General features: G+C 71.0%; 18 protein-coding genes. 10 read left to right on the forward strand and 8 right to left on the reverse strand.

All coding sequences use genetic code 11. The features are described from left to right. Window positions 1–61: 61 nt before the first annotated feature. Both IW248_RS05285 and IW248_RS05290 read right to left on the reverse strand, forming a co-directional pair. Window positions 62–1831, reverse strand: coding sequence for a vWA domain-containing protein (locus tag IW248_RS05285; protein WP_196925921.1), 1770 nt, complete (start codon window positions 1829–1831; stop codon window positions 62–64). A gap of 84 nt (window positions 1832–1915) precedes the next feature. Next, a complete protein-coding gene (locus IW248_RS05290; protein WP_196925922.1) occupies window positions 1916–3208 on the reverse strand; it encodes a serine/threonine-protein kinase in 1293 nt (430 codons plus the stop codon). Between the two features lie 501 nt (window positions 3209–3709). Between IW248_RS05290 and IW248_RS05295 the strand changes: the two genes are divergently transcribed. The 4 genes from IW248_RS05295 (at window position 3710) to IW248_RS05310 (ending at window position 7129) form a co-directional block, all read left to right on the forward strand. Further along, the gene (locus tag IW248_RS05295) at window positions 3710–4471 is read left to right on the forward strand and encodes a cyclase family protein (RefSeq protein ID WP_196925923.1); all 762 of its coding nucleotides are present in this window, start codon (window positions 3710–3712) and stop codon (window positions 4469–4471) included. Window positions 4472–4484: 13 nt separating this feature from the next. Continuing rightward, the gene (locus IW248_RS05300; protein WP_196925924.1) at window positions 4485–6143 is read left to right on the forward strand and encodes a thiamine pyrophosphate-binding protein; all 1659 of its coding nucleotides are present in this window, start codon (window positions 4485–4487) and stop codon (window positions 6141–6143) included. 45 nt (window positions 6144–6188) lie between these two features. Further along, on the forward strand, window positions 6189–6572 hold the full coding sequence (locus IW248_RS05305) for a VOC family protein (protein ID WP_196925925.1): 384 nt from the start codon (window positions 6189–6191) through the stop codon (window positions 6570–6572). Window positions 6573–6892: 320 nt separating this feature from the next. Then, window positions 6893–7129: a hypothetical protein gene (locus IW248_RS05310; RefSeq protein ID WP_196925926.1), complete on the forward strand. Its 237-nt coding sequence runs from the start codon at window positions 6893–6895 to the stop codon at window positions 7127–7129. A 158-nt stretch (window positions 7130–7287) separates the two neighbouring features. Here IW248_RS05310 and IW248_RS05315 read toward each other — a convergent pair whose 3' ends face one another. The 5 genes from IW248_RS05315 to IW248_RS05335 all read right to left on the reverse strand — a co-directional run bounded on the left by IW248_RS05315 (window position 7288) and on the right by IW248_RS05335 (window position 12569). Further along, the gene (locus IW248_RS05315) at window positions 7288–8001 is read right to left on the reverse strand and encodes a GAF and ANTAR domain-containing protein (RefSeq protein WP_196925927.1); all 714 of its coding nucleotides are present in this window, start codon (window positions 7999–8001) and stop codon (window positions 7288–7290) included. Between the two features lie 202 nt (window positions 8002–8203). Continuing rightward, window positions 8204–8662 (reverse strand): hypothetical protein, encoded by a 459-nt coding sequence (locus tag IW248_RS05320; RefSeq protein WP_196925928.1) that lies wholly within the window; start codon window positions 8660–8662, stop codon window positions 8204–8206. Window positions 8663–8665: 3 nt separating this feature from the next. Beyond that, window positions 8666–11101, reverse strand: a complete 2436-nt coding sequence (locus IW248_RS05325) for a molybdopterin oxidoreductase family protein (RefSeq protein WP_196925929.1) — start codon at window positions 11099–11101, stop codon at window positions 8666–8668. After that, window positions 11070–11627 (reverse strand): HPP family protein, encoded by a 558-nt coding sequence (locus IW248_RS05330; RefSeq protein WP_196925930.1) that lies wholly within the window; start codon window positions 11625–11627, stop codon window positions 11070–11072. Before IW248_RS05330 ends, IW248_RS05325 begins: the two co-directional genes overlap by 32 nt. Window positions 11628–11777: 150 nt before the next feature. Then, window positions 11778–12569 carry a glucose 1-dehydrogenase gene (locus IW248_RS05335; protein ID WP_196930048.1) on the reverse strand — a complete coding sequence of 264 codons (792 nt, stop codon included), beginning with the start codon at window positions 12567–12569 and terminating at the stop codon, window positions 11778–11780. Between the two features lie 199 nt (window positions 12570–12768). On the opposite strand from IW248_RS05335, the gene IW248_RS05340 reads away from it, so the two are divergent. The 6 genes from IW248_RS05340 to IW248_RS05365 all read left to right on the forward strand — a co-directional run bounded on the left by IW248_RS05340 (window position 12769) and on the right by IW248_RS05365 (window position 18796). Next, window positions 12769–13434: a GntR family transcriptional regulator gene (locus tag IW248_RS05340; RefSeq protein ID WP_196925931.1), complete on the forward strand. Its 666-nt coding sequence runs from the start codon at window positions 12769–12771 to the stop codon at window positions 13432–13434. A gap of 100 nt (window positions 13435–13534) precedes the next feature. Beyond that, window positions 13535–15337, forward strand: a complete 1803-nt coding sequence (atzF, locus tag IW248_RS05345; RefSeq protein WP_196925932.1) for an allophanate hydrolase — start codon at window positions 13535–13537, stop codon at window positions 15335–15337. 37 nt (window positions 15338–15374) lie between these two features. Beyond that, window positions 15375–16064 (forward strand): biuret amidohydrolase, encoded by a 690-nt coding sequence (gene biuH / locus IW248_RS05350; protein ID WP_196925933.1) that lies wholly within the window; start codon window positions 15375–15377, stop codon window positions 16062–16064. Window positions 16065–16073: 9 nt separating this feature from the next. Next, window positions 16074–16763 (forward strand): cysteine hydrolase family protein, encoded by a 690-nt coding sequence (locus IW248_RS05355; RefSeq protein WP_196925934.1) that lies wholly within the window; start codon window positions 16074–16076, stop codon window positions 16761–16763. 12 nt (window positions 16764–16775) lie between these two features. Then, window positions 16776–18383, forward strand: coding sequence for a SulP family inorganic anion transporter (locus IW248_RS05360; RefSeq protein WP_231396187.1), 1608 nt, complete (start codon window positions 16776–16778; stop codon window positions 18381–18383). Between the two features lie 26 nt (window positions 18384–18409). Then, on the forward strand, window positions 18410–18796 hold the full coding sequence (locus IW248_RS05365) for an AtzH-like domain-containing protein (protein ID WP_196925935.1): 387 nt from the start codon (window positions 18410–18412) through the stop codon (window positions 18794–18796). 59 nt (window positions 18797–18855) lie between these two features. Here IW248_RS05365 and IW248_RS05370 read toward each other — a convergent pair whose 3' ends face one another. Further along, on the reverse strand, window positions 18856–20142 hold the full coding sequence (locus IW248_RS05370; protein WP_231396777.1) for a ricin-type beta-trefoil lectin domain protein: 1287 nt from the start codon (window positions 20140–20142) through the stop codon (window positions 18856–18858). Window positions 20143–20230 lie beyond the last annotated feature (88 nt).

Consider the following 20230-nt stretch of genomic DNA (forward strand, 5'->3'; position numbering starts at 1 on the left):
TGCCTCTCCTCAGCTCGACCGGCCATAGCCGCTCCGGTCCGATGCCGGCCAGGGGAGAGCGTCAGAAGCTGCTGACCAGCTTCACGAACGCGTCGTCGATCTTGGCGGGATCGGTGGCGTCGAAGGCCTTGCCCGACGATGCCTTGGCGATCCGGTCCAGGGTGGCGAAGTCTGAGTCCCGGTCGAAGGCGATGCAGAACACCTTCACCGGACGCTTCGGGTCCAGGGCGACCTCGGCGAGCAGCCGGGCGAGGTCGTTGTCCTTGCTGTACTCGTTCTTGCCGTCGGTCAGCACGACGATCGCATTGATCCGCTGCGGGTCGTACCGGTCGAGCAGTTCTCGGTGTGCGGCCCGGACCGTCGCGTAGAGCGCGGTGTCGCCAACGACCTGCAGGCCGGCGATCTTGTTCTTGATCCGCGTCTGGTCGAACCCGCCGAGCGGGACCTCCTCCCGGTAGGGGCTCTTCGGCTGCTGCTTGGTCTCCGAGGAGAACGACCAGAGACCCACCTGGTCTTCGGCGTTGAGCAACGCGAGACCCTTGCCCGCCGCCGCCGCGGCGACCTGGAAACGGGTACTGGTGCCGACCTTCGCCTGCATCGACCCCGAGGTGTCCAGGGTGATCAGGATGTTGGCCTTCTTGCGGAGCGTGCGCCAACCGTCCAACATCGCGCTGACCACCTCCGGGGCCGGCGGCTCGAAGTAGCTGAGCCCGCCGCTGGGCTCGGCGCCGACGCTGGCAAGCAGCTCCGCCGAGGCCCGACGCTCGTGGTCCCGGAAGCCGAGGCGGGCGAAGCTCTCCTGCTGGGCGCCCTCGGTCAGGAATTTCTGGAAGTCGGCCGCCGCCGCGCGCTGCCGCTTGTCGGCGGTGGGCAGCACCACGAACGGATGGTCCAGGTTGAACGTGCCCTCCTTGGGATGGACGGCGACCAGCGGGACGTTCGGTCGGCGGCCCCGCTCCTGCCCGTCCAGCCGAGGGCTCAACGCACCCGTGTTGTAGAGGTCCACCAGCTCCTCCTGCAGAACGATGGCACTCATGTCGTCCGTGCTGCCCGCGCTGCCGGCCAGGTCCGCCTCGGCGAGGCTGCGCAGCAGGTCCACCGAGTCGTCGCTGTAGTGCGACACGTTGGCCTCGATCCGGCGGACGAACTGGGTGACCGCGGGGTCGGCCAGATCGGAGCGGGTCAGGTCGCTGGCCCGTTTCACCGCCGCGTAGTAGGTGGCGATGGTCGCCGCCAACCCGGAGGTGGACAGGTTCGGGTTGTCCTTGCCGAAGGTGAAACGGCCCCACTCCGGCTTGCCGAAGCCCGCCCATCCGTCCCGCCCGGAGAGGCCCAGGATCTCCTCCCAGCCCAGCGCCCCGTGCTGGCGTACCAGCTCGGCCTTGGGCTGTGGCATCGCGATGACCAGCGGGCTGTTGGCGATCGACGGGTAGTGGTCCGGAGTCTGCAACTCCCGCCCGGCGGCTTCGTCGAGCAGCCGGAGCTGGCCGGTCCACAGGCTCGACGTCGGTAGCCAGACCTGCGGTTGCGGCAGGCCGGTGCGAGTCCAGTCGGTAGCCAGCGCCTCGGTGGCCTTGCCCGAGTTCAAGGCGCTGACGTGCACCTGGGCGCAGCCGCCGCCGTCGATCGACCTGTCGCCGCGGTTGTAGCGCTCGGCCAGGTCGGCCAGTAGCGCCGCCTTCTCGGTGGAGGAGTTGACCTGGAGGGTGATGGCGCAGCCGGCTTCACGCTGCCGGACGAACACGAACGCCCCGGCGATGACCACCAGGCCGGCGGTGACGGCGGCGGCGTACGGCAACCACTGCCGCGTACGCGTAGCGGTTGGGGCCATCGGGGCGTCCTCCTCGGCGGGCGGCTGGTGGCAGTCAACCTATCGATGCGGCGCCAGCCGGCGACCTCGACCCCGGTGCACCTGTCACCCGCGGTCGGACCGTCCCCCGACCGCCGTCGCGACCAGCAGCCGGACCAGGTAGACCACGACGAAGGCGACCGCCCCGACCGCGGTGGCCGGGCCGACCGCGCTCGACGCGACGTATCCGGCGGCGGCGCCAACCGACCCGAGGAAGAGCGCGGTCGAGATGCCCCAGGCGTCTGCGGCCTCACGACGCAGCCGCCGCGTCGCGCCGTCGCCGCCAGCACCAGCCTCGGGCTCCGTCACCGGCAGGTGTGCCGGCTGGGTCGTCACCGGCAGGTGTGCTGGCGGGGTTGGCCGGGCCTGGGTCGGCACCGTCGGCTGGGTCGGTATCCGCGGCTGCGTCGGGCCCGGCTGCGGTGCCGTCGGCGTCACCTGGGGGAGCGGGTGGTTCGGCGTCGGCGCGCCCGCGGTCTCGTTGCCGGCCTCGAGCAGGTTCTCCCGACGTAGCGGCTCGGTGACCCTGCCGTCCTGTCGGAGCAGCCGCACCAGCACGCGCTCGGCAGCCGGTCGGTCCGCGGGATCCTTGGCCAGGCACTCCCGGATCAGCTCGTCGAGGACGGGAGGCAACGCCGGCAGGTCGGGCTGGTCGTGCAGCACCCGGTGCATCACGGCGAAGAGCGAATCATTGCCGAAGGGCGGCCGACCACCGGCGGCGAAGGCGATCGTGGCCGCCCAGGCGAACACGTCGCAGGGCGGACCGATAGCGTCGTTGCGGAACCGCTCGGGGGCCATGTACGCGGTGGTCCCCATGACCCGGCTGGACGCTGTGTCGGTGACGCCCAAAGCGCGGGCGATGCCGAAGTCGATCACCCGAGGACCGTCCTCGCCCAGCACCACGTTGTCCGGTTTCAGATCGCAGTGCACCACGCCGGCGCTGTGGATCGCGGCGAGCGCGGTGACGGTGCCGACCGCGAGCCGGTGCAGGGCGTTACCGGTCACCGGGCCGCGCTCGCGAACGTGTCGGTGCAAAGTCAGGCCCTCGATGAACTCACTGACCACGTAGGGCCGCTCGCCGTCCACCTCGGCGAAGAGCACCTGCGCGGTGCAGAACGGAGCCACCCGGCGGGCGGCGGCGATCTCCTTGACGAACTGCGAGCGCGCCCGTGGATCACTCAGATCGACGTTGACCATCTTGACCGCGACCCGGTCACCGGCGTCGTCCTCACCGAGAAAGACGACCCCCTGCCCACCCGCGCCCAGCCGGCCGACCAGCCGATACGCGCCGGCGGTGACCGGATCGTGCGTCCAGAGCTTCGCCAACCCTGGCACCGGCGTGCCGGCCAGTCCTGACATCCCGACTCCATCAGTGTCGTGCCCGGCCACCGGCGGCGCAGGACACGGCCATCGTGCCATGTCCGCCGCCGGCGACCGAGGACGTTCGACAACGGGTCGGGGGTCGACGAAGACCCGTGCTCGCGTTTCGGGGCCGGTGGATTGTCGCCGGATCTCGGCCTTGCGATACCGTCAAGGGGCCCACACCGGTGTCGAGTAGGCCCCGTCCATCGGCTGCCGATGGTTCATAGGGCGCCCCACGAATCCAGGGAGATACCGATGCCGGAGCCTGAGCCCGTCCAAGCCGCCGACGCGGAGGATGCCGACACCCCGACCACGGCCGAGACCGACGAACCTTCCGTCCCCGCCAACCGGGCTGCCCGGCGTGCGAAGGGCAAGGTCGCCTCGCCTCAGCCGCACGGGAAGGGGCAGCACCTCGGCGGTCGGGGTTCGGTCCAGAGCCCGCGTCAGTACGGTAATCGGCGGAGCGGCTGACCCTCCGGCGGCGTGTACCGTCGCCGCATGACGGTGCTGCAGGAGTTTGTCGCCGCTCTTTCCAGCGGCCGAATCCAGGTTGTCGACCTCACCGCTCCGCTCTCGGACCAGACCCCGATCCTGGGTCTGCCCGAGCAGTTCGGTCAGACCTGGCCGTTCCGGCTCAGCGAGATCAGCCGGTACGACGACCGCGGTCCGGCCTGGTACTGGAACAACTTCTCCACCGGTGAGCACACCGGCACCCACTTCGACGCCCCGGTGCACTGGGTCTCCGGACAGCAGGGCGCCGACGTGTCGCAGGTCCCGGTGAGCCAGTTGATCGCCCCGGCGGTGGTGATCGACCACGCCGCCGACGCGGCCGCCGACCCGGACTTCCTGCTCGAGGTCGAGCACGTCAAGGCGTGGGAGGCCGAACACGGAGCCTTGCCCACCGGTGGCTGGCTGCTCTACCGCACCGGCTGGGACGCGTACGGCGACGACCCGGAGCGGTACGCCAACGCCGGCCGTACCCCGGGCATTTCCGTCGAGTGCGCCCGCTGGCTGGCTGAGGAGTCTCCGATCCAGGGCGTCGGGGTGGAGACGGTCGGAACCGACGCGGGCGCCGCGCATTCGTTCGACCCGCCGTTCCCGTGTCACTCGTTCCTGCTCGGCCAGGACAAGTACGGGCTGACCCAGCTCCGTAACCTGGCGCAGTTGCCGGCGACCGGCGCGGTGGTGATCGCCGGACCACTGCCGATCGTCTCCGGGTCCGGCAGCCCGTGCCGGGTCCTCGCGCTTGTCGAACGATAGGACCGGGCCACCGATGCGGGTAGCCGAGGTGGTCGGGCGGGTTCTGTACGGACACGGCGCACGGCACGTCTTCGGGGTGGTCGGCAGTGGCAACTTCCATGTCACGAACGCGCTCGTGGCGGCCGGCGCCCGGTTCGTGGCGGCGGCCCACGAGGGCGGCGCGGCGAGCATGGCCGACGGGTACGCCCGCACCTCCGGGACGGTGGGCCTGCTCTCGGTGCACCAGGGTCCGGGCGTCACCAACGCGCTGACCGGCCTCACCGAGGCCGCGAAGAGCCGTACCCCGATGGTGGTCCTGGCCCCGGAGGCGACCGCGCCGCTGTCGAACTTCTTCATCGACCTGCCGGCCCTCGCCGCCGCGGTCGGGGCCGACTTCCATCGGGTACGCGCGACGCACGCGGCCGACGACGCGGGCGCGGCGTACCGCACCGCCGCCCGGGGCGCAACGGTGGTGCTGGGCCTCCCGTTGGAGGTGCAGCGCAGCGTGACCGAACCGTGGTCCGGCCCGGTCAGCGCGGTCGCCCCGAGCCCGGGCGCCGCCCCTGAGGTCGAGCCGTTGCTGGCCGCGCTCCAGGCCGCACGTCGACCGGTCTTCATCGCGGGTCGGGGCGCCCGCGCGGCCCGGGAACCGCTGACCCGGCTCGCCGACGCGTGCGGCGCGCTGGTCGCGGTGTCGGCCGCGGCGAAGGGACTGTTCGCCGGAAACCCGTGGAACATCGACGTGGCCGGCGGCTTCGCCACCCCGCTCGCCGCCGAACTGGTCGGCGCGGCGGACCTGGTCGTCGCCTGGGGCAGCACGCTGAACATGTGGACCACCCGGCACGGCGAACTGATCCCACCCTCCGCGGTCGTCGTCCAGGTGGACCACGACCCGGCCGCGTTCGGGGTGAACCGGCCGGTTGACCTGACGGTGGCCGGCGAGGTGACGGCGGTCGCCGAGGCGGTGCTCGGTCGGCTGGGCGTCGGCCCCACAGGGCCCGTGGGCGCCGTAACCGACGGCTGGCGTACGCCGGAGCTGGCACAACGGATTCGCGAGCACGGCCGGTGGCGGACGGTCCCGTACCGGGACGAGGGCGCGTCGGCGCGGCCCGGCGCACCGGCGACGATCGACCCGAGGACGCTCTCGGCGGCCTTGGACGACCTGCTGCCGCCCGACCGGACGGTGGTGGTCGACTCGGGCAACTTCATGGGCTACCCGTCGATGTGGCTCGACGTGCCGGACGTGGCCGGATTCTGTTTCACCCAGGCGTTCCAGTCGATCGGGCTCGGTCTGGCCAGTGCGCTCGGCGCGGCGGTCGCCCGGCCGGACCGGCTCACCGTCGCCGCGGTCGGCGACGGTGGCTTCGTCATGTCCGCGACCGAACTGGTCACCGCCGTCCGGCTGGCGCTACCCCTGCTCGTGGTGATCTACGACGACGCGGCGTACGGCGCCGAGGTGCACCACTTCGGCCCGGACGGGCACCCGTTGGAGACTGTCACCTTCCCCGAGACCGACCTGGCCGCGATAGCCCGCGGTTACGGCTGCGACGGGCTGACCGTCCGGACCGTCGACGATCTCGGACCGGTACGCCGCTGGCTCGCCGGCCCCCGCACCCGGCCGCTGGTGATCGACGCCAAGGTCTGCGCGGAGCGAGGCTCATGGTGGTTGGAGGAGGCGTTCCGCGGTCACTGAGCCGAGGTCGGTGACAGGTCGTCATAGCTCGCGTACGGTGGCGCGGTGGCCACTGTTTGGACCCTGGGATGCGATGCCGCCGATCCCCAGCGGATCGCTGCTTTCTGGGCGTTGGCCCTCGGCTACGTCAAGGAAACCGGCTTTGACGAGCCCGACAACGCGTCCATCGTTGACCCGGACGGCCGGGGCCCTGCCATTGCCTTCCTCAAGGTCCCCGAGGGCAAGTCAGCCAAGAACCGTATGCACGTCGACATTCGAGTGGCAGGTCCGGGCTCTGCGGACATGGCCGAGCGCGCCCTGCTGATCCGGCAGAAAGTGCCCGACCTGGTTGCGGCCGGTGCGACGGTGGTCCGCGAGGAATGGTACGGGGACGTCCTCGGGCACGTCGTCATGCTCGACCCCGAGGGCAACGAGTTCTGCGTCGCTTGATGCCCTGATCGGAGCAGCACCGGCGGGCCCGTTTGCTGGTGGAGCCGGAGGGTAGGTGAAATCCATGACTACGCCCGAGCAGAGCCAGCAGGAGAGAGCCCTCGAGACCGGCGCTGTGTATCAGGACGCCGAGGGGCGCCGTACGACTGATCCAGGCTCCGGGGCTGCGAACGCCGACAGCGAGGCCGACCGCAACGCGGAACACCTGAGGCAGGGCGAGGTCGGCCCGCGCGTCCCAGAGGAGTAGCGGCCCGGGGTGTGTGTGGAAACCACCTCGGGGTAGCGGTAGGGAGCGAGCCGGAACCCCCAAGGAGGACGAGATGACGGATCCCAGGTACGTACCGATCGGACTGGCCGACGCCGGACGGCTGGTCGACGACGACGGCGCGGGCGCCGATCCGGCCGGGGAGATCGTCGGCGCGGACGACGCGAGGGCGGACGCCGCCCGGACCGGTGCCGATGTGGACCTGTCCCGCGCGGCCCGTGACGGCGACGGCACCCCGATCGGCGCGGCGGACGCCCAGGCCGACCGTGACCGTGCCGCCGGCGACGGGTAGCCAGGCCGAGCGCTGCCCCCGCGGTCGGTGCCGGCACCTCTCGGGTCGCCGGCACCGCCCCGCCCGGTTCCTGGTGCCCTACCCGAAGATCCACGGGACACACCGGGCAGTGGCGGCCGGCCGGAGCCCAGCGGGCATTCGCGGCCGCCCGGCCCTGGTCAGCGCTGAGCTTTTCCGGCTGCCCGGTCCACCAGGGCCTGAGCCACGTCGCGGAGCTTGCGATTGGAGTCCTGCGACACCTTCGCCAGGATGTTGAACGCTTCGGTGGCGGTGCACCGGCGCTCGGCCATGATGATGCCCTTCGCCTGTTCGATGACCGCGCGGCTGGCCATGGCATCCTGCATCTGGCGGGCGAGGTTCGCGGTGCTCTCGTAGAGCTGGGCGTTGGCCAGGGCGACGGCGGCGTACGCGGCGAAGGTCTCCAGCACGGCGACTGTGTCGTCGTCGAAGGCGTGCGGGGTGCGGGCATAGACGTTGAGCGCGCCGACGACCGCCTCCTGGATCGGCATGCCGACCGACAAGGAGCTGCCAACTCCCGCCTTGCGGCCGCGTTCGGCCCAGTCGGGCCAGCGATCTTCGGCGGTGAGGTCGGGCACGGAAAGGATGTCGCCGGCGGTGGCGGCGGCCAGACACGGGCCGCTTCCCTGGGCGTACTGCCGCTCGTCCATGTCGAGGGCCAGCTCGTCGGTGAACGCCGCGGTGTGCCCGATCCCGCCGCGAACCAGCGTGACCGACACCTCGACCGGCACCGTTAGCACCCGTTTGGCCAGTTCCGCGACGCGCTGCAGAACGTCGTCGAGACTGGTCTCACCGAGCTTGATCCGGCCGAGTTCGGCGAAGGCGTCGGCGGGGTCCGTCGGCGAGTGGGTCATGCCACAGGGTCCTCACGGCCGGCGCGCCCGTCGAAGAACCAGAGATCGGGATGGCGGGCGTGCGGTTGGCAGCCCGCGTGTCGCGGACCGCTGCACGGACCCCCATCGGGGCGGAGCCGGGACCAACGCCGGTTGCTCGACGCCGATTCGCCACATCCGGTACGCGGATGTGGGCTACAGGACCGCCAGAATACCCGGGCTGTCAGTCGGCGACGACGAGCGCCTGGGGTGCAGCGGCCTTCATCCGGGTACGCAGCCACTTGAGCTGGATCGCCGTTTCGCCTTCGCAGCGTCGCACGACTGAGAGCAGCTCCTCGTCGCGGACACCGTAGGCGGCCTGGCCGACGACGGTCCAGGTGATGTCGCACTCGGCGGCCATCAGGTACAGGTCCTGGAGGTCACGCAGGAGGCCGATGCCGCCGGTGCGGGTCCCGGTGAACAGTTCCGAGTGCAACCGGTCGGGTTCGTCGGGGGCGTCCTCGGAGTAGCGGACCACGAACGGGTGCAGCTGTTCGGCGTACGCGTCGCAGCGCTTCGCCTGCTGCTGGCAGAGGTGCTCGATGTCGGGTTCCTCGGCGTGCGCGTCGGCGACCTGTCGGAACGCGTCGGCCAGGTTGACCTGCGCGCGGTGCAGGAGACCGAGGTAGTGGGCGAGGTGCACGGCTCACTCCCTCCCGCTGGTGGCCTCGGCTGCCGGCCCACCAACTGTGGGCGGCACGTCAGCGTCCGCTGGTGGTGCGCTGCCGCCGACGGTCGGCGCCGGCGAGGGTACGCCCCGCCCGTCGGCGAGTTTCGTCACGGCGACGGCGGCGACCTTGAAGAGGGGCTGCTTGGACACCGGGTCCCAGGCGGTGATCGTCAACTCGTTCGCCGCTCGCGGACTGCGGTCGGTCGGATCCTGGTCGAAGTAGCCGTAGTGGAACGGCAGGAAGACCACGCCGGGGCGGATGCCGCAGAGCCGGGCGCGGGCCTGGATGGCGCCGCGGGCTGAGGAGACGCCGACCAGGTCGCCCTCGACGATGCCGAACCGGGCCGCGTCGGCGGGGTTGAGCTCCACCCACACGTCCGGTGCCGCCTGGTTGAGTTGCGGGGCGCGGCCGGTCTTGGTGCGGGTGTGGAACTGGTAGACGGTACGGCCGGTGGTGAGCAGCAGCGGGTGCTCCTCGTCGGGCACCTCGGCTGAGGGCTGGTAGTCGACGGTGTGCAGGAACGCCCGCCCGTTCGGTTCCTTGGCCCGGTACTCCGCCTCGGTGAACTCCGCGCCGGTGGCCAGGTCCTGGCCGTACGTCTCGCAGTAGTCGGGGTCGGTGGGGAAGTGTCCGTCGGTGTAGAGGCGCTCGGTGCCGTCGGGATGCTCCTCGGTGCAGGGCCACTGGATGCCGGAGCCGCCGCGCAACCTGTCGTAGGTGATGCCGGAGTAGTCGCACGGCCGACCCCGCGAACACTCCTTCCACGCCTCGAACACCTCCTCCGGCCCGCTCCAGTCGATCAGCGGCTGACCGTCGCGGTCGCGGAAGTCCATCCGGCGGGCGTAGTCGAGGAAGATGTCCAGGTCCGGGCGGGCCTCCCCGGGCGGGTCGACGGCCTTGTCGGAGATGTGGACGGTCCGGTCGACGCTGGTGAACGTGCCGGTCTTCTCGCCCCAGGTGGCGGCGGGCAGCACGACGTCGGCGAACTCAGCGGTCTCGGTGAGGAAGAGGTCCTGGACCACCACGAACAGCTCCGGCCGGGTCAGGATCTGCCGGATCCGGTGCAGCTCCGGCAGCGAGACGGCCGGATTGGTGGCGGAGATCCAGAGCAGTTTGATCGAGCCTTGCTCGGCGTACCGGAAAATCTGCATGGCGTGCGTCGGCGGCGCCCAGTGCGGGATGGTGTCCACGTCCACGTTCCACAGCCGGGCCAGCTCCTCGATGTGCCGCTCGTTGTCCCAGTTGCGCAGGCCGGGCAGGTCGCCGTCAGCGCCGGTCTCCCGGGTGTTCTGGGCGGTGGGCTGGCCGTTCATCTGGTAGATCCCGGCGCCCGGCCGGCCGATCATCCCCCGAACGAGGTGCAGGTTGTTGACGGCGCAGGCAGCGGCGGTGGCCTGGTTCGACTGGTAGAAGCCCTGCAGCACCGTCGACAGCAACCGCTGTGAGCCGCCGAGCAGTTCGGCGGCGCGCTCCACGTCGGCGGCCGGCACGTCGCAGATCTCAGCGACCCGCTGCGGCGGGTAGCCGTCGACGATCCGGCACAGCTCGTCGAAACCCACTGTGTGCGCGTCGACGTAGTCGTGGTCGTACCAGCCGCGCCGGACGATCTCCCGGAGCAGGCCGTTCAGCAGGGCCACGTTGGTGCCGTTACGCACTGCGAGGTGCACGTCGGCCTCCCGGGCGACCGGGGTGGCGCGCGGGTCCACCGCCAGCATCGCCGGCGGGTTGGGGCCACGGCGTCGGTCCAGCATCCGCATCCACAGCACCGTCTGCGTCTCGGCGACGTTGTGACCCCACAACGCGATCGCGTCGCAGTGGTCCACGTCGGTGTACGAGCCGGGCTGCCCGTCGGTGCCGAAGCTCGCCTTCAGCGCCGCCGCCGCGGTTGCCGTGCACAGCCGGGTGTTGCCGTCCATGTGTGGCGTGCCCAGGCCCGCCTTACCGATCACACCGAGCGTGTAGTACTCCTCCAGGAACAGTTGCCCGGTGGTGTAGAAGCCGAAGTGCCCCCACCCACCCGGCCCGTCGAGGAGTTCTCTCGACCGGGCCACGATCCGGCCCATCGCGGTGTCCCAGTCCGACTCGACCAGGCGATCGCCGTCGCGGACCAGCGGTCGGGTCAACCGGTCCGGGCTGTGGTTGGCCTGCCAGCCGTACAGGTCCTTCGGGTCGACCCGACCCCGGTTGATCCGGTCCACGGCCCGCCCGCGTACCCCGACGATCCGCCCGTCGGCGACCCCGATGTCCAGCGCGTCGCCGTTGGAGTGCAGTACCGACGCCGACTGCACCCACCGGTCCACGTCGGCATCGGTCCGGCCGTCGGCCAGGTACCGGTCCACCCGCACCGGCCACTGCTGTCCCGGCCCGTACGGGGTCCGCTCACCCCACGGGTCGGCGATCCGGTCCACCATGACGTCCTCCTTCCGGCGCCGGCGGGGGCGCCGCCCACAGCGGCATCGGCCGGCCCGACAACCGTCCGTACAGCCAGTCGACGACCGTGACCAGCACCACCGCGCCGGCCGCGACGAGCAGCTGGGTCGGGGTACGCAGCAGGCCCAGGCTCACGATCAGTGTGGTTGCACCCGCCGGGGCGTGTGACGCCTTCAGCAGCACCAGCACCGATGCGGTCACCGCCAGCGACCCGGCCACCGCCACGATCCTCATCCCGGTCACCCCCTCCTGGAGCGACGAGGGTTCGTCGGCAAGCCCGCAGGCCACCAGGAACAGGTACCCGGCCAGCAGGGCCACCCCGTGGCCGATGAACGTGTTGCGCGGCGAAGACTCGGGCGATCCCGGCTTCTCCACGTGCAACATCACCGCCGGCCCCAGACTGGGGAACAGCCACGGCTGGTGCGTGACGAGTGCGACCAGCCCGGCGAGCGCCACCGCCAGCGCACCGCCCGCGAAGGCGTGCGCGGAGCGCCCCGCTCGGCCCATCACGTTCTCCCTGTCGCTCGTGCCGCTCCGCGTCTGCTCGGGGACGTTCCTCCCGAGAACCATTCGTCATGCCCGTTCGGGCCTGCACGAACTCCGGCCCTACCCCAGGCCGGCGGGCCGAACCGGACAGACAGCACCAACCGGGCGAGGTCAGAGGATTGGCTTGCCTCCGGTGACCGGAATGATCGCCCCGGAGATGTAGCTCGCCTCGTCGGAGGCGAGGAGTACGTATGCGGGGGCGACCTCTTTCGGCTGGCCAGGGCGTCCCAGCGGGGTGTTCTTGCCGAACTGTTCGACCTGCTCCGGTGGCATGGTGGATGGGATCAACGGCGTCCAGATCGGCCCCGGGGCGACGCTGTTGACCCTGATCCCGCGTTCGCCGAGCATCTGCGCCAGCCCTGCCGTGAAGTTCGCGATCGCGCCCTTGGTGGTCGCGTAGGGCAGGAGGGTCGGGCGTGGCTGGTCGGAGTTGATGGAGGCGGTGTTGATGATCGACGCCCCCTCACCGAGGTGGGGGAGGGCGGCGCGGACGAGCCGGAACATCGCCGTGATGTTGACATCGAAGGTGTGCTGCCACTCCTCGTCGGTGACCTCCTCAATGGTCTCGTGGGTCATCTGGTAGGCCGCGTTGTTGACGAGGATGTCGATGCCGCCGAGGTCCGCGACGGCTCGATCCACCACGGCCTGACACTGCGAGACGTCGCGGAGGTCGCCCCCGACGAGGACCGCCCGGCGACCTGCCTCCTGGACGAGCTTCGCGGTCTGCTGGGCGTCCTCGTGCTCGCTCAGGTAGGAGATGAGCACATCGGCGCCCTCGCGGGCGAACGCGATGGCCACCGCTCGGCCGATGCCGCTGTCACCGCCGGTGATGATGGCCCTCTTGCCGGCCAGACGCCCCGAGCCCCGGTACGACTCCTCGCCGTGATCCGGTTTGTGGCGCATGGCGCCCAAGGTGCCGGGTGGGCGCTGTTGCGGCTCCGACTGCTGGTCATCACTCACGTGCTGCTCCTCGGGGAGGGGTGCGAGGCAGGTCCCAGTGGGGGATGCCCTCCGCCGGCGGCTCGAAACACGCGTGGAGACGTTTGGCCGGTGTCGTACGCGCGCACCCCGGTGGTCCGGGGGCAGATGGCAGACTCACGGCGTGGACGACGTGGCCGCATCGACGGTGGATGGTGAGCTGGAGAGTGTCAGCCTGGTGGACCTCGCCGTCTCTCGGCTGACCCGGGAAATCCTCAGCGGCAAGAGCGACCCGGGCGAGCGCCTGGTGGAGGAGCAGTTGACCCGGCGGCTGGGGATCAGCCGGGCCCCGTTGCGGGAGGCGCTGCGGTTGCTGGCCCAGCAGGGGCTGGTCGAGCACGTGCCCCGGCGTGGGGTCCGGGTAGCCACCCTGTCGGACCGCGACGTGCGGGAGCTGTACGAGCTGCGTGACGTGTTGGAACGCTTCTCGGTGCGGGCGGGGATCCCGGTCGGTCGGGAGAGCGACCTCGCCGGGCTGCGAGCGACACTGGACCAGTTGCGGGAGGCGACCCGGGTCGGTGACCGGATGGCGGTCGCCGAGTCACACCGGGAGTTCCACGTCGCGCTGGTGGCGCTCGCCGGTAACCGGCAGCTCTCTGCCGTGTACGGCTCGATTCTGGTGAAGCTCCAGCTCTACATGGCGATCAACCTGCGCCGGGAGGCGGAGCTGGCGCAGCCGCTGGACGGGGTCCACCGGCACGAGCGGTTGTTCGAGGCGGTCGCCGGGGGAGACCCGGAGGAGGTGCTGACCGTGCTCTCCGGGCACGGCGCGCGCTCGTACCTCGGCTAGCTCGGGTCAGCCGTGGGCTGGCGGGCCGAGGCCACGCGCCGTCATGTCGTCGTTACGTCGCGCGCAGTTTCCCGTAACAGAACAGTCGACAATCGACTGTATGCCAGAGCGAGTAGGGTCCATTGCGGAGCTTCGGTCGGCGTACCGCGAGGGCGGCCTGACCCCGACGGACCAAGCCGAACGCATCCTGGACGGGTTCGCCGGGCACGACGACGGGCCGGTCTGGATCAGCACCGTCCCGGCCGACCGCCTGCGTGAGCGCGCCGAATCGCTGACCCGCCACGGTGATCCCACACTGCCGCTGTACGGGATCCCGTTCGCGGTCAAGGACAACATCGACGTGGCCGGCATGGTCACCACGGCGGGCTGCCCCGACTTCGGGTACGAGGCCGCCGAGGATGCTCCGGTGGTGCGCCGGCTCCTCGACGCCGGCGCGCTGCTGGTCGGCAAGACCAACCTCGACCAGTTCGCCACCGGCCTGACCGGTGCCCGCTCGCCGTACGGCAGTTGCCAGAGCGTGTTCGGCGGCGGCCTCATCTCCGGGGGTTCCAGCTCCGGCTCGGCGGTCGCGGTCGCCGCGGGCCAGGTCAGCTTCGCCCTGGGTACGGACACCGCGGGCTCCGGCCGGGTGCCGGCGGCGCTCAACGGGATTGTCGGCCTCAAGCCCACCCGGGGTCTGCTCAGCACGGCCGGCGTGGTGCCCGCCTGCCGCTCACTGGACTGCGTGTCGGTCTTCGCCCCCGACGTGGCCGGCGCCCTCGACGTGCTGCACGCCGCCCGTGCCGTCACCCCGGCCGACCCCTGGGGACGTCCGTTCCCGGCCGAGCGGGTCGTGCCCCGCCCGCCGGGGACACTCCGCCTCGGGGTGCCCCGGGCCGAAGACCTGGAGTTCTTCGGCGACACCGGTCAGGAAACCCGCTTCGCCGCGGGCGTGGAACGGCTGCGCACCTTCGTCGGGTCCTCCCGGTCGGTGCCGCTCGGTGCCTTCTTCGAGGCGGGCGACCTGCTCTACCGGGGGCCGTGGGTGGCCGAGCGGCTCGTCGCCCTGGGTGACTTCCTGGGCTCGCACCCCGAGTCGGTCCTCGCGGTGACCCGGGCCGTACTGGAGACCGGGCGGCGCTACGACGCGATCGACGCCTTCAGGGGTCAGCACCGCCTGCGCGAACTACGAGCGCAGGTCGACCAGCTCTGGCAGGACATCGACGTGCTTGTGGTCCCCACCGTCGGCACCACCTTCACCCTCGACGAGATCGCCGAGGACCCGATCGGGCGGAACGCCATGCTCGGCCGCTACACCCAGTTCGCGAACCTGCTCGACCTGGCCGCGGTGACCGTACCCAACGGGTTCACCAGCTCTGGGCGTCCGGCGAGCCTGACCCTGGTCGGCCCGGCGTTCAGCGACACCACCCTGGGCCGGCTGGCCGCCACCCTCACTGAAGGCGGTGCGCCGACCGGGGCGATCGAGGCCGACTCACCGCCGCCCCAGCGCTCGGCGGAACTGCTGATCGCCGTGGTCGGCCGGCACCTGACCGGTGAGTCCCGCAACGCCGAGTTGCTCGGGCACGGCGCGGTCCTCGCCGGCGCCGCCCGCACCGCGCCGCTCTACCGGCTGTACCGGATGGACACCCCCGATGGCGAGGGACTGCCGGGCCTGGTCCGGGCCGGCCCGGACGGGTCGGCGGGCCACCCGATCGAAGTGGAGCTGTGGCGGCTGCCCAGCACCGCGCTCGGCGGGCTGCTGGCCGGCGTGCCGGCCCCGCTCTCGCTCGGCTGGGTTCAGCTGCACGACGGTCGGGACGTGCTCGGTTTCCTCTGCGAAGCGTATGCGGCGGGCCCGCCGGCCGAGGACATCAGCGCCAGCGGCGGGTGGCGGGCGTACCGCCGTTCAGCGGCCCGACGCTGACACGGAAGCACCAGCGATCACGACAGGAGGCGAGAGGATGGGCAGCATCGGGCCGGTAACGGCCAACCCCTACCCGTGGCCCTACGACGGCGCGGCGGACACCGCGCGTACCGCACTGCTCTGCATCGACTGGCAGACCGACTTCTGCGGGCCGGGCGGCTACGTCGACGCGATGGGTTACGACATCGGCCTCACCCGGGCCGGCCTGCCGGCCACTGCCCGGCTGCTGGAGCACGCACGATCGCTCGGGATGCTTGTCGTACACACCCGGGAGGGACACGACCCGCAGCTGTCGGACCTGCCGGCGAACAAGCGGTGGCGTTCGGCGCGCATCGGCGCCGAGATCGGCGCCGCCGGCCCGGCCGGCCGGATTCTGGTCAGGGGCGAACCGGGCTGGGAGATCGTGCCCGAGGTGGCCCCGGTGGCCGGTGAGGTGATCATCGACAAGCCCGGCAAGGGCGCCTTCTACGCCACCAACCTCGACCTGGTCCTCCGCACCCGGGGCATCACCCACCTGATCCTCACCGGCATCACCACCGACGTCTGCGTGCACACCACCATGCGCGAGGCGAACGACCGGGGGTACGAGTGCCTGATCCTCTCCGACTGCACCGGCGCCACCGACAAGGCCAACCACGACGCCGCACTGCACATGGTCACCATGCAGGGGGGCGTCTTCGGCTGCGTCACCACCTCCGACGACGTCATCGCCGCCACGGCCAAGTGAGGTGCGCCCATGTTGACCATCGCCGCCGCGAGGCCCGGCCCCTACTCCTTCGACCTCTCGACCACCGCGCTGCTCGTCATCGACATGCAGCGCGACTTCCTGGAACCCGGCGGGTTCGGTGAGAGCCTGGGCAACGACGTCGGCCAGCTGCGCTCTACCATCGCGCCGCTCGCGGCACTGTTGGCCGCCGCCCGCGCCGTCGGAATGAGCATCCTGCACACCCGCGAGGGGCACCGGCCCGACCTGTCGGACTGCCCGCCGGCCAAGCTCAGCCGAGGCGAGCCGAGCAAACGGATCGGTGACCCCGGACCCAAGGGGCGCATCCTGGTCCGTGGCGAGTACGGCCACGACATCATCGACGAGCTGACGCCGCTGCCCGACGAGCCGGTCATCGACAAGCCCGGCAAGGGCGCCTTCCACGCCACCAACCTGGACGTCCTGCTCACCGAGCGGGGCATCCGCAGCCTTCTGGTCACCGGGGTCACCACCGAAGTGTGCGTGCACACCACAGTCCGGGAGGCCAACGATCGCGGGTACGAGTGCCTCGTGCTCGCCGACTGCGTCGGTTCCTACTTCCCCGAGTTCCACCGGGTCGGACTCGACATGATTGCCGCCCAGGGCGGCATCTTCGGCTGGGTCGCCGACTCGGCGCAGGTACGCGCCGCGCTGCCCACCATCCCGTTGCAGCCCTCCTCCTGACCGGGAGCAGCCATGACCTCGACCAAACCCACAGTCGTCCCGCTGCCGTACTGGGTCCGCGGCGACACCAACGCGTTCTTCGGTTTCGGCGTCAACGTCCTGGTCAACGTGCTCACCCTGACCGGGCTCTGCCTCGCCGTGGTGAACCTTCCCGAGGGGGAGGTGTTCGGCACCATCCTGCCGGCGCTCGGCATCGCCCTGGTCGCCGGGAACATCTACTACACCTACCTTGCCCGCCGGTTGGCTCGGCGGGAGAACCGCACCGACGTGACGGCCCTGCCGTACGGGCCGAGCGTGCCGCACATGTTCATCGTCATCTTCGTCATCATGCTCCCCATCTACCTGCGCACCCAGGATCCCGTGCGGGCCTGGGAGGCCGGGCTGGCGTGGGCCTTCATCATCGGCGTGATCGTGTTGATCGGCGCGTTCGTCGGGCCCTACATCCGCCGGTACGCGCCCCGGGCCGCGCTGCTCGGCACCCTCGCCGGAATCTCCATCACGTTCATCTCGATGAACCCGGCCGGGCAGATGTGGCGGATGGCCTGGGTCGCGCTGCCGGTCTTCGCGTTGCTGCTGATCGGCCTACTGACCGACGTGAAGCTGCCGTTCAACTTCCCGATCGGGCTCGCCGCGCTGCTGCTCGGCACCGCGATCGGCTGGGCCGGTGGGGCGATGTCGGTGCCGGACGTCACGGCCGCGGCCCGGGACATCGCCATCGCCGTCCCCTCGTTCAAGCTGGACCTGCTCTTCACCGGGCTGGCCGACATGGCGCCCCTGCTGGCGACTGCGATCCCGCTCGGCGTCTACAACTTCACCGAAGGCATGACGAACGTGGAGAGCGCGGCCACCGCGGGGGACAACTACAACCTGCGCAGCGTGCTGCTGGCCGACGGCGCGGGCGCGGTGATCGGGGCCGCGCTCGGCTCGCCGTTCCCACCGGCCGTCTATGTCGGGCACCCGGGTTGGAAGGCCGCCGGTGGACGCAGTGGCTATTCGATGGCGACCGGTGTGGTGATCGCGTTGCTCTGTTTCCTCGGCATGTTCGGGCTGCTCGGCGCGATCTTCCCGACCGCGGCGATCGTGCCGATCCTGCTCTACATCGGATTGCTGATCGGGGCGCAGGCGTTCCAGGCGACCCCCAGGGCGCACGCCGCGGCCGTGGTCGCCGCGCTGATCCCGAACATCGCGGCCTGGGCCACCGGGCAGATCGACAACACCCTGGCGGCGGCCGGTACCACCGCCGCGGCGGTCGGTGACGATGCGCTCAACGGCGCCGGGGTGATCTACGACGGGCTGCTGGTGCTGGGTCAGGGCGCGATCCTCGCCGGCCTGGTGCTCGGCGCGGTGGTGGTCTTCATCATCGACAAGCGGTTCGGTCGGGCCGCGATCTTCGCCGGCTCCGGCGCGCTGCTGTCGTTCATCGGGCTGATCCACGGCGAGCGGATCGAGTGGAACGCCAACGGTCAGGTGGCACTCGGCTACCTCTTCGTCGCGGTGATCTGTGTGGTCTTCGCGCTGGGCCGCCCCACGCCCCGCGAACCGGACCCGGAGGAGGTCGGACCAGATGGAGAGCCTCGCCGGGGGGTGTCACGGCTCCCGGCCGCGCCGGTGAGTTCCTGACCGAACGGACCGAAGGGACGTACCGCATGGAGATCGACCGGACGGACGTGGTCGCCGAGGTGGCGACGGCCTTCGCCGACTACGAGGGGGCGCTGGCCGACGGCGACGCTGACGGGATCTGCGGGTACTTCTGGGATTCCGAGCGGACCGTGCGGTTCGGCCTCGCCGACCATCAGTACGGGCTGGACGAGCAGCGCAAGTGGCGCGCCGTGCAGCCACCGCTGCCGCCCGGTCGCCGGCTGGTCGACCCGATCATCACCACGTTCGGCCCGGACCTGGCGGTCGTGACAACCCGATTCGGGTACGACGGCAGCGCCGCCACCGGTCGGCAGACCCAGACCTGGGTACGCCTGCCTGTCGGCTGGCGGATCGTCACCGCGCACGTGTCGATCTCTGCCGCACCCACCGCCTGACGGCGACGCGCCGCCCGGGACAGGACCCGAGCGGCGCGTCTCCGACCTGGCGGGCGGTGCTAGCTGCGCGTGCTCCACTGCTGGTTGGCGCCGCCGTGGCAGGCCCAGAGGTGAAGCTGCGTCCCGTTGGCCGTGCCGGAGGCGACGGCGTCCAGGCACAGCCCCGACTGGGCGCTGGTGATGGTGCCGTTGGAGTTCAGGTTCCACTGCTGGTTGGCTTGGCCGTTGCAGTCCCAGATGAGGACCGCGGTGCCGTTGCTGCTGCCCGCGCCGCTGGCGTCCAGACACTTGTTGCCGTAGACGGTCAGGGTGCGGTTGGTGGTGTGGGTCCAACGCTGGTTGGTGCCACCGTGACAGTCCCACAGCTGCGGCCGGGCGCCGTTGCTGGTGCTGGAGTTGGGAATGTCGATGCACCGGCCGGACTGGTTACCCGCGATCAGCACGTTCTGCTGGCCGGGGGGCGGGGTCGTCGGCGGGGGAGTGGTGGGCGGCACGTCCGACCCGAACTGGGTGAAGAACCGCCACACCTCCTGCTTGACCCAGCTCCGCGCGCCGCTCTCACACCCGGCACACCCGTCCACCGGGCCTTGCTGGTGGCCGCCGTCGAAGGCGGCCCAGACCACCGGGTAGCCGGCCCGGCAGGAGTACGCGGTGGTGATGTGGGTCAGGCTGCCGGCCCTCGGCTCGGGCGGGCTCTGCGCGGCGCATCCGTTGTTCCGGACGAACCTGTCGCGCAGCGACCGTCCGCTGCCGATGTTGTCGTTGATACCGTGAATGCCCAGGTACGCCACCGGCTGGGTGCCGCCGCTGCATCCGCTGATGGCCCCCGGAGCCGCGATTGCCGCGACCGCACGGAACACCGTCGGCCGGGAACACGCCAACGAGTAGCTCATCGCGCCGCCGTAGCTGAACCCGACGGAGAAGAGTTGCGTGGTGTCGACGCAGAGGGCGTTCGAGATCACGCGGACCATGTCGTCGGTGAAGGTCACGTCCTCACCGTTGGAGTTGCCCCAGCCGTTGTTGAGGCCCTGCGGGGCAACGAAGATCGTGCTGTTGTTCGACTGCGAGAGCATGCCGTAGTAGGCCCACGAGGCTCCGTCGCTGCCGCCGCCCGCGACCTGGCTGGCGGTGCCGCCCAACCAGTGGAACCCGAAGGCCAGTCGGTGGGCATAGGTGTTGTTGTAGCTGTCGGGCAGCCGAAGGATGAAGCTGCGGTTCTTCCCGCTGCTCTGGATGGTGTGGGTGCCGCTGTTCAGTCCGGGCGCCTTGCCGCAGCCGGCAGTGGTGGCCGCGGCAGCCGGTGCGACGGTCGTGACGACGTACGTTCCGATGGCGAACAGAAGCATGATCGCCATGGCTGCCCCCAGCCAGGGGGCGGAGAGTTTACGAAGTGGCACAGTTGAGCCTCCTTGTGTGTGAATGGTCAGCCGGAGC

The organism is Micromonospora ureilytica (assembly GCF_015751765.1).
GTDB lineage: Bacteria > Actinomycetota > Actinomycetes > Mycobacteriales > Micromonosporaceae > Micromonospora > Micromonospora ureilytica.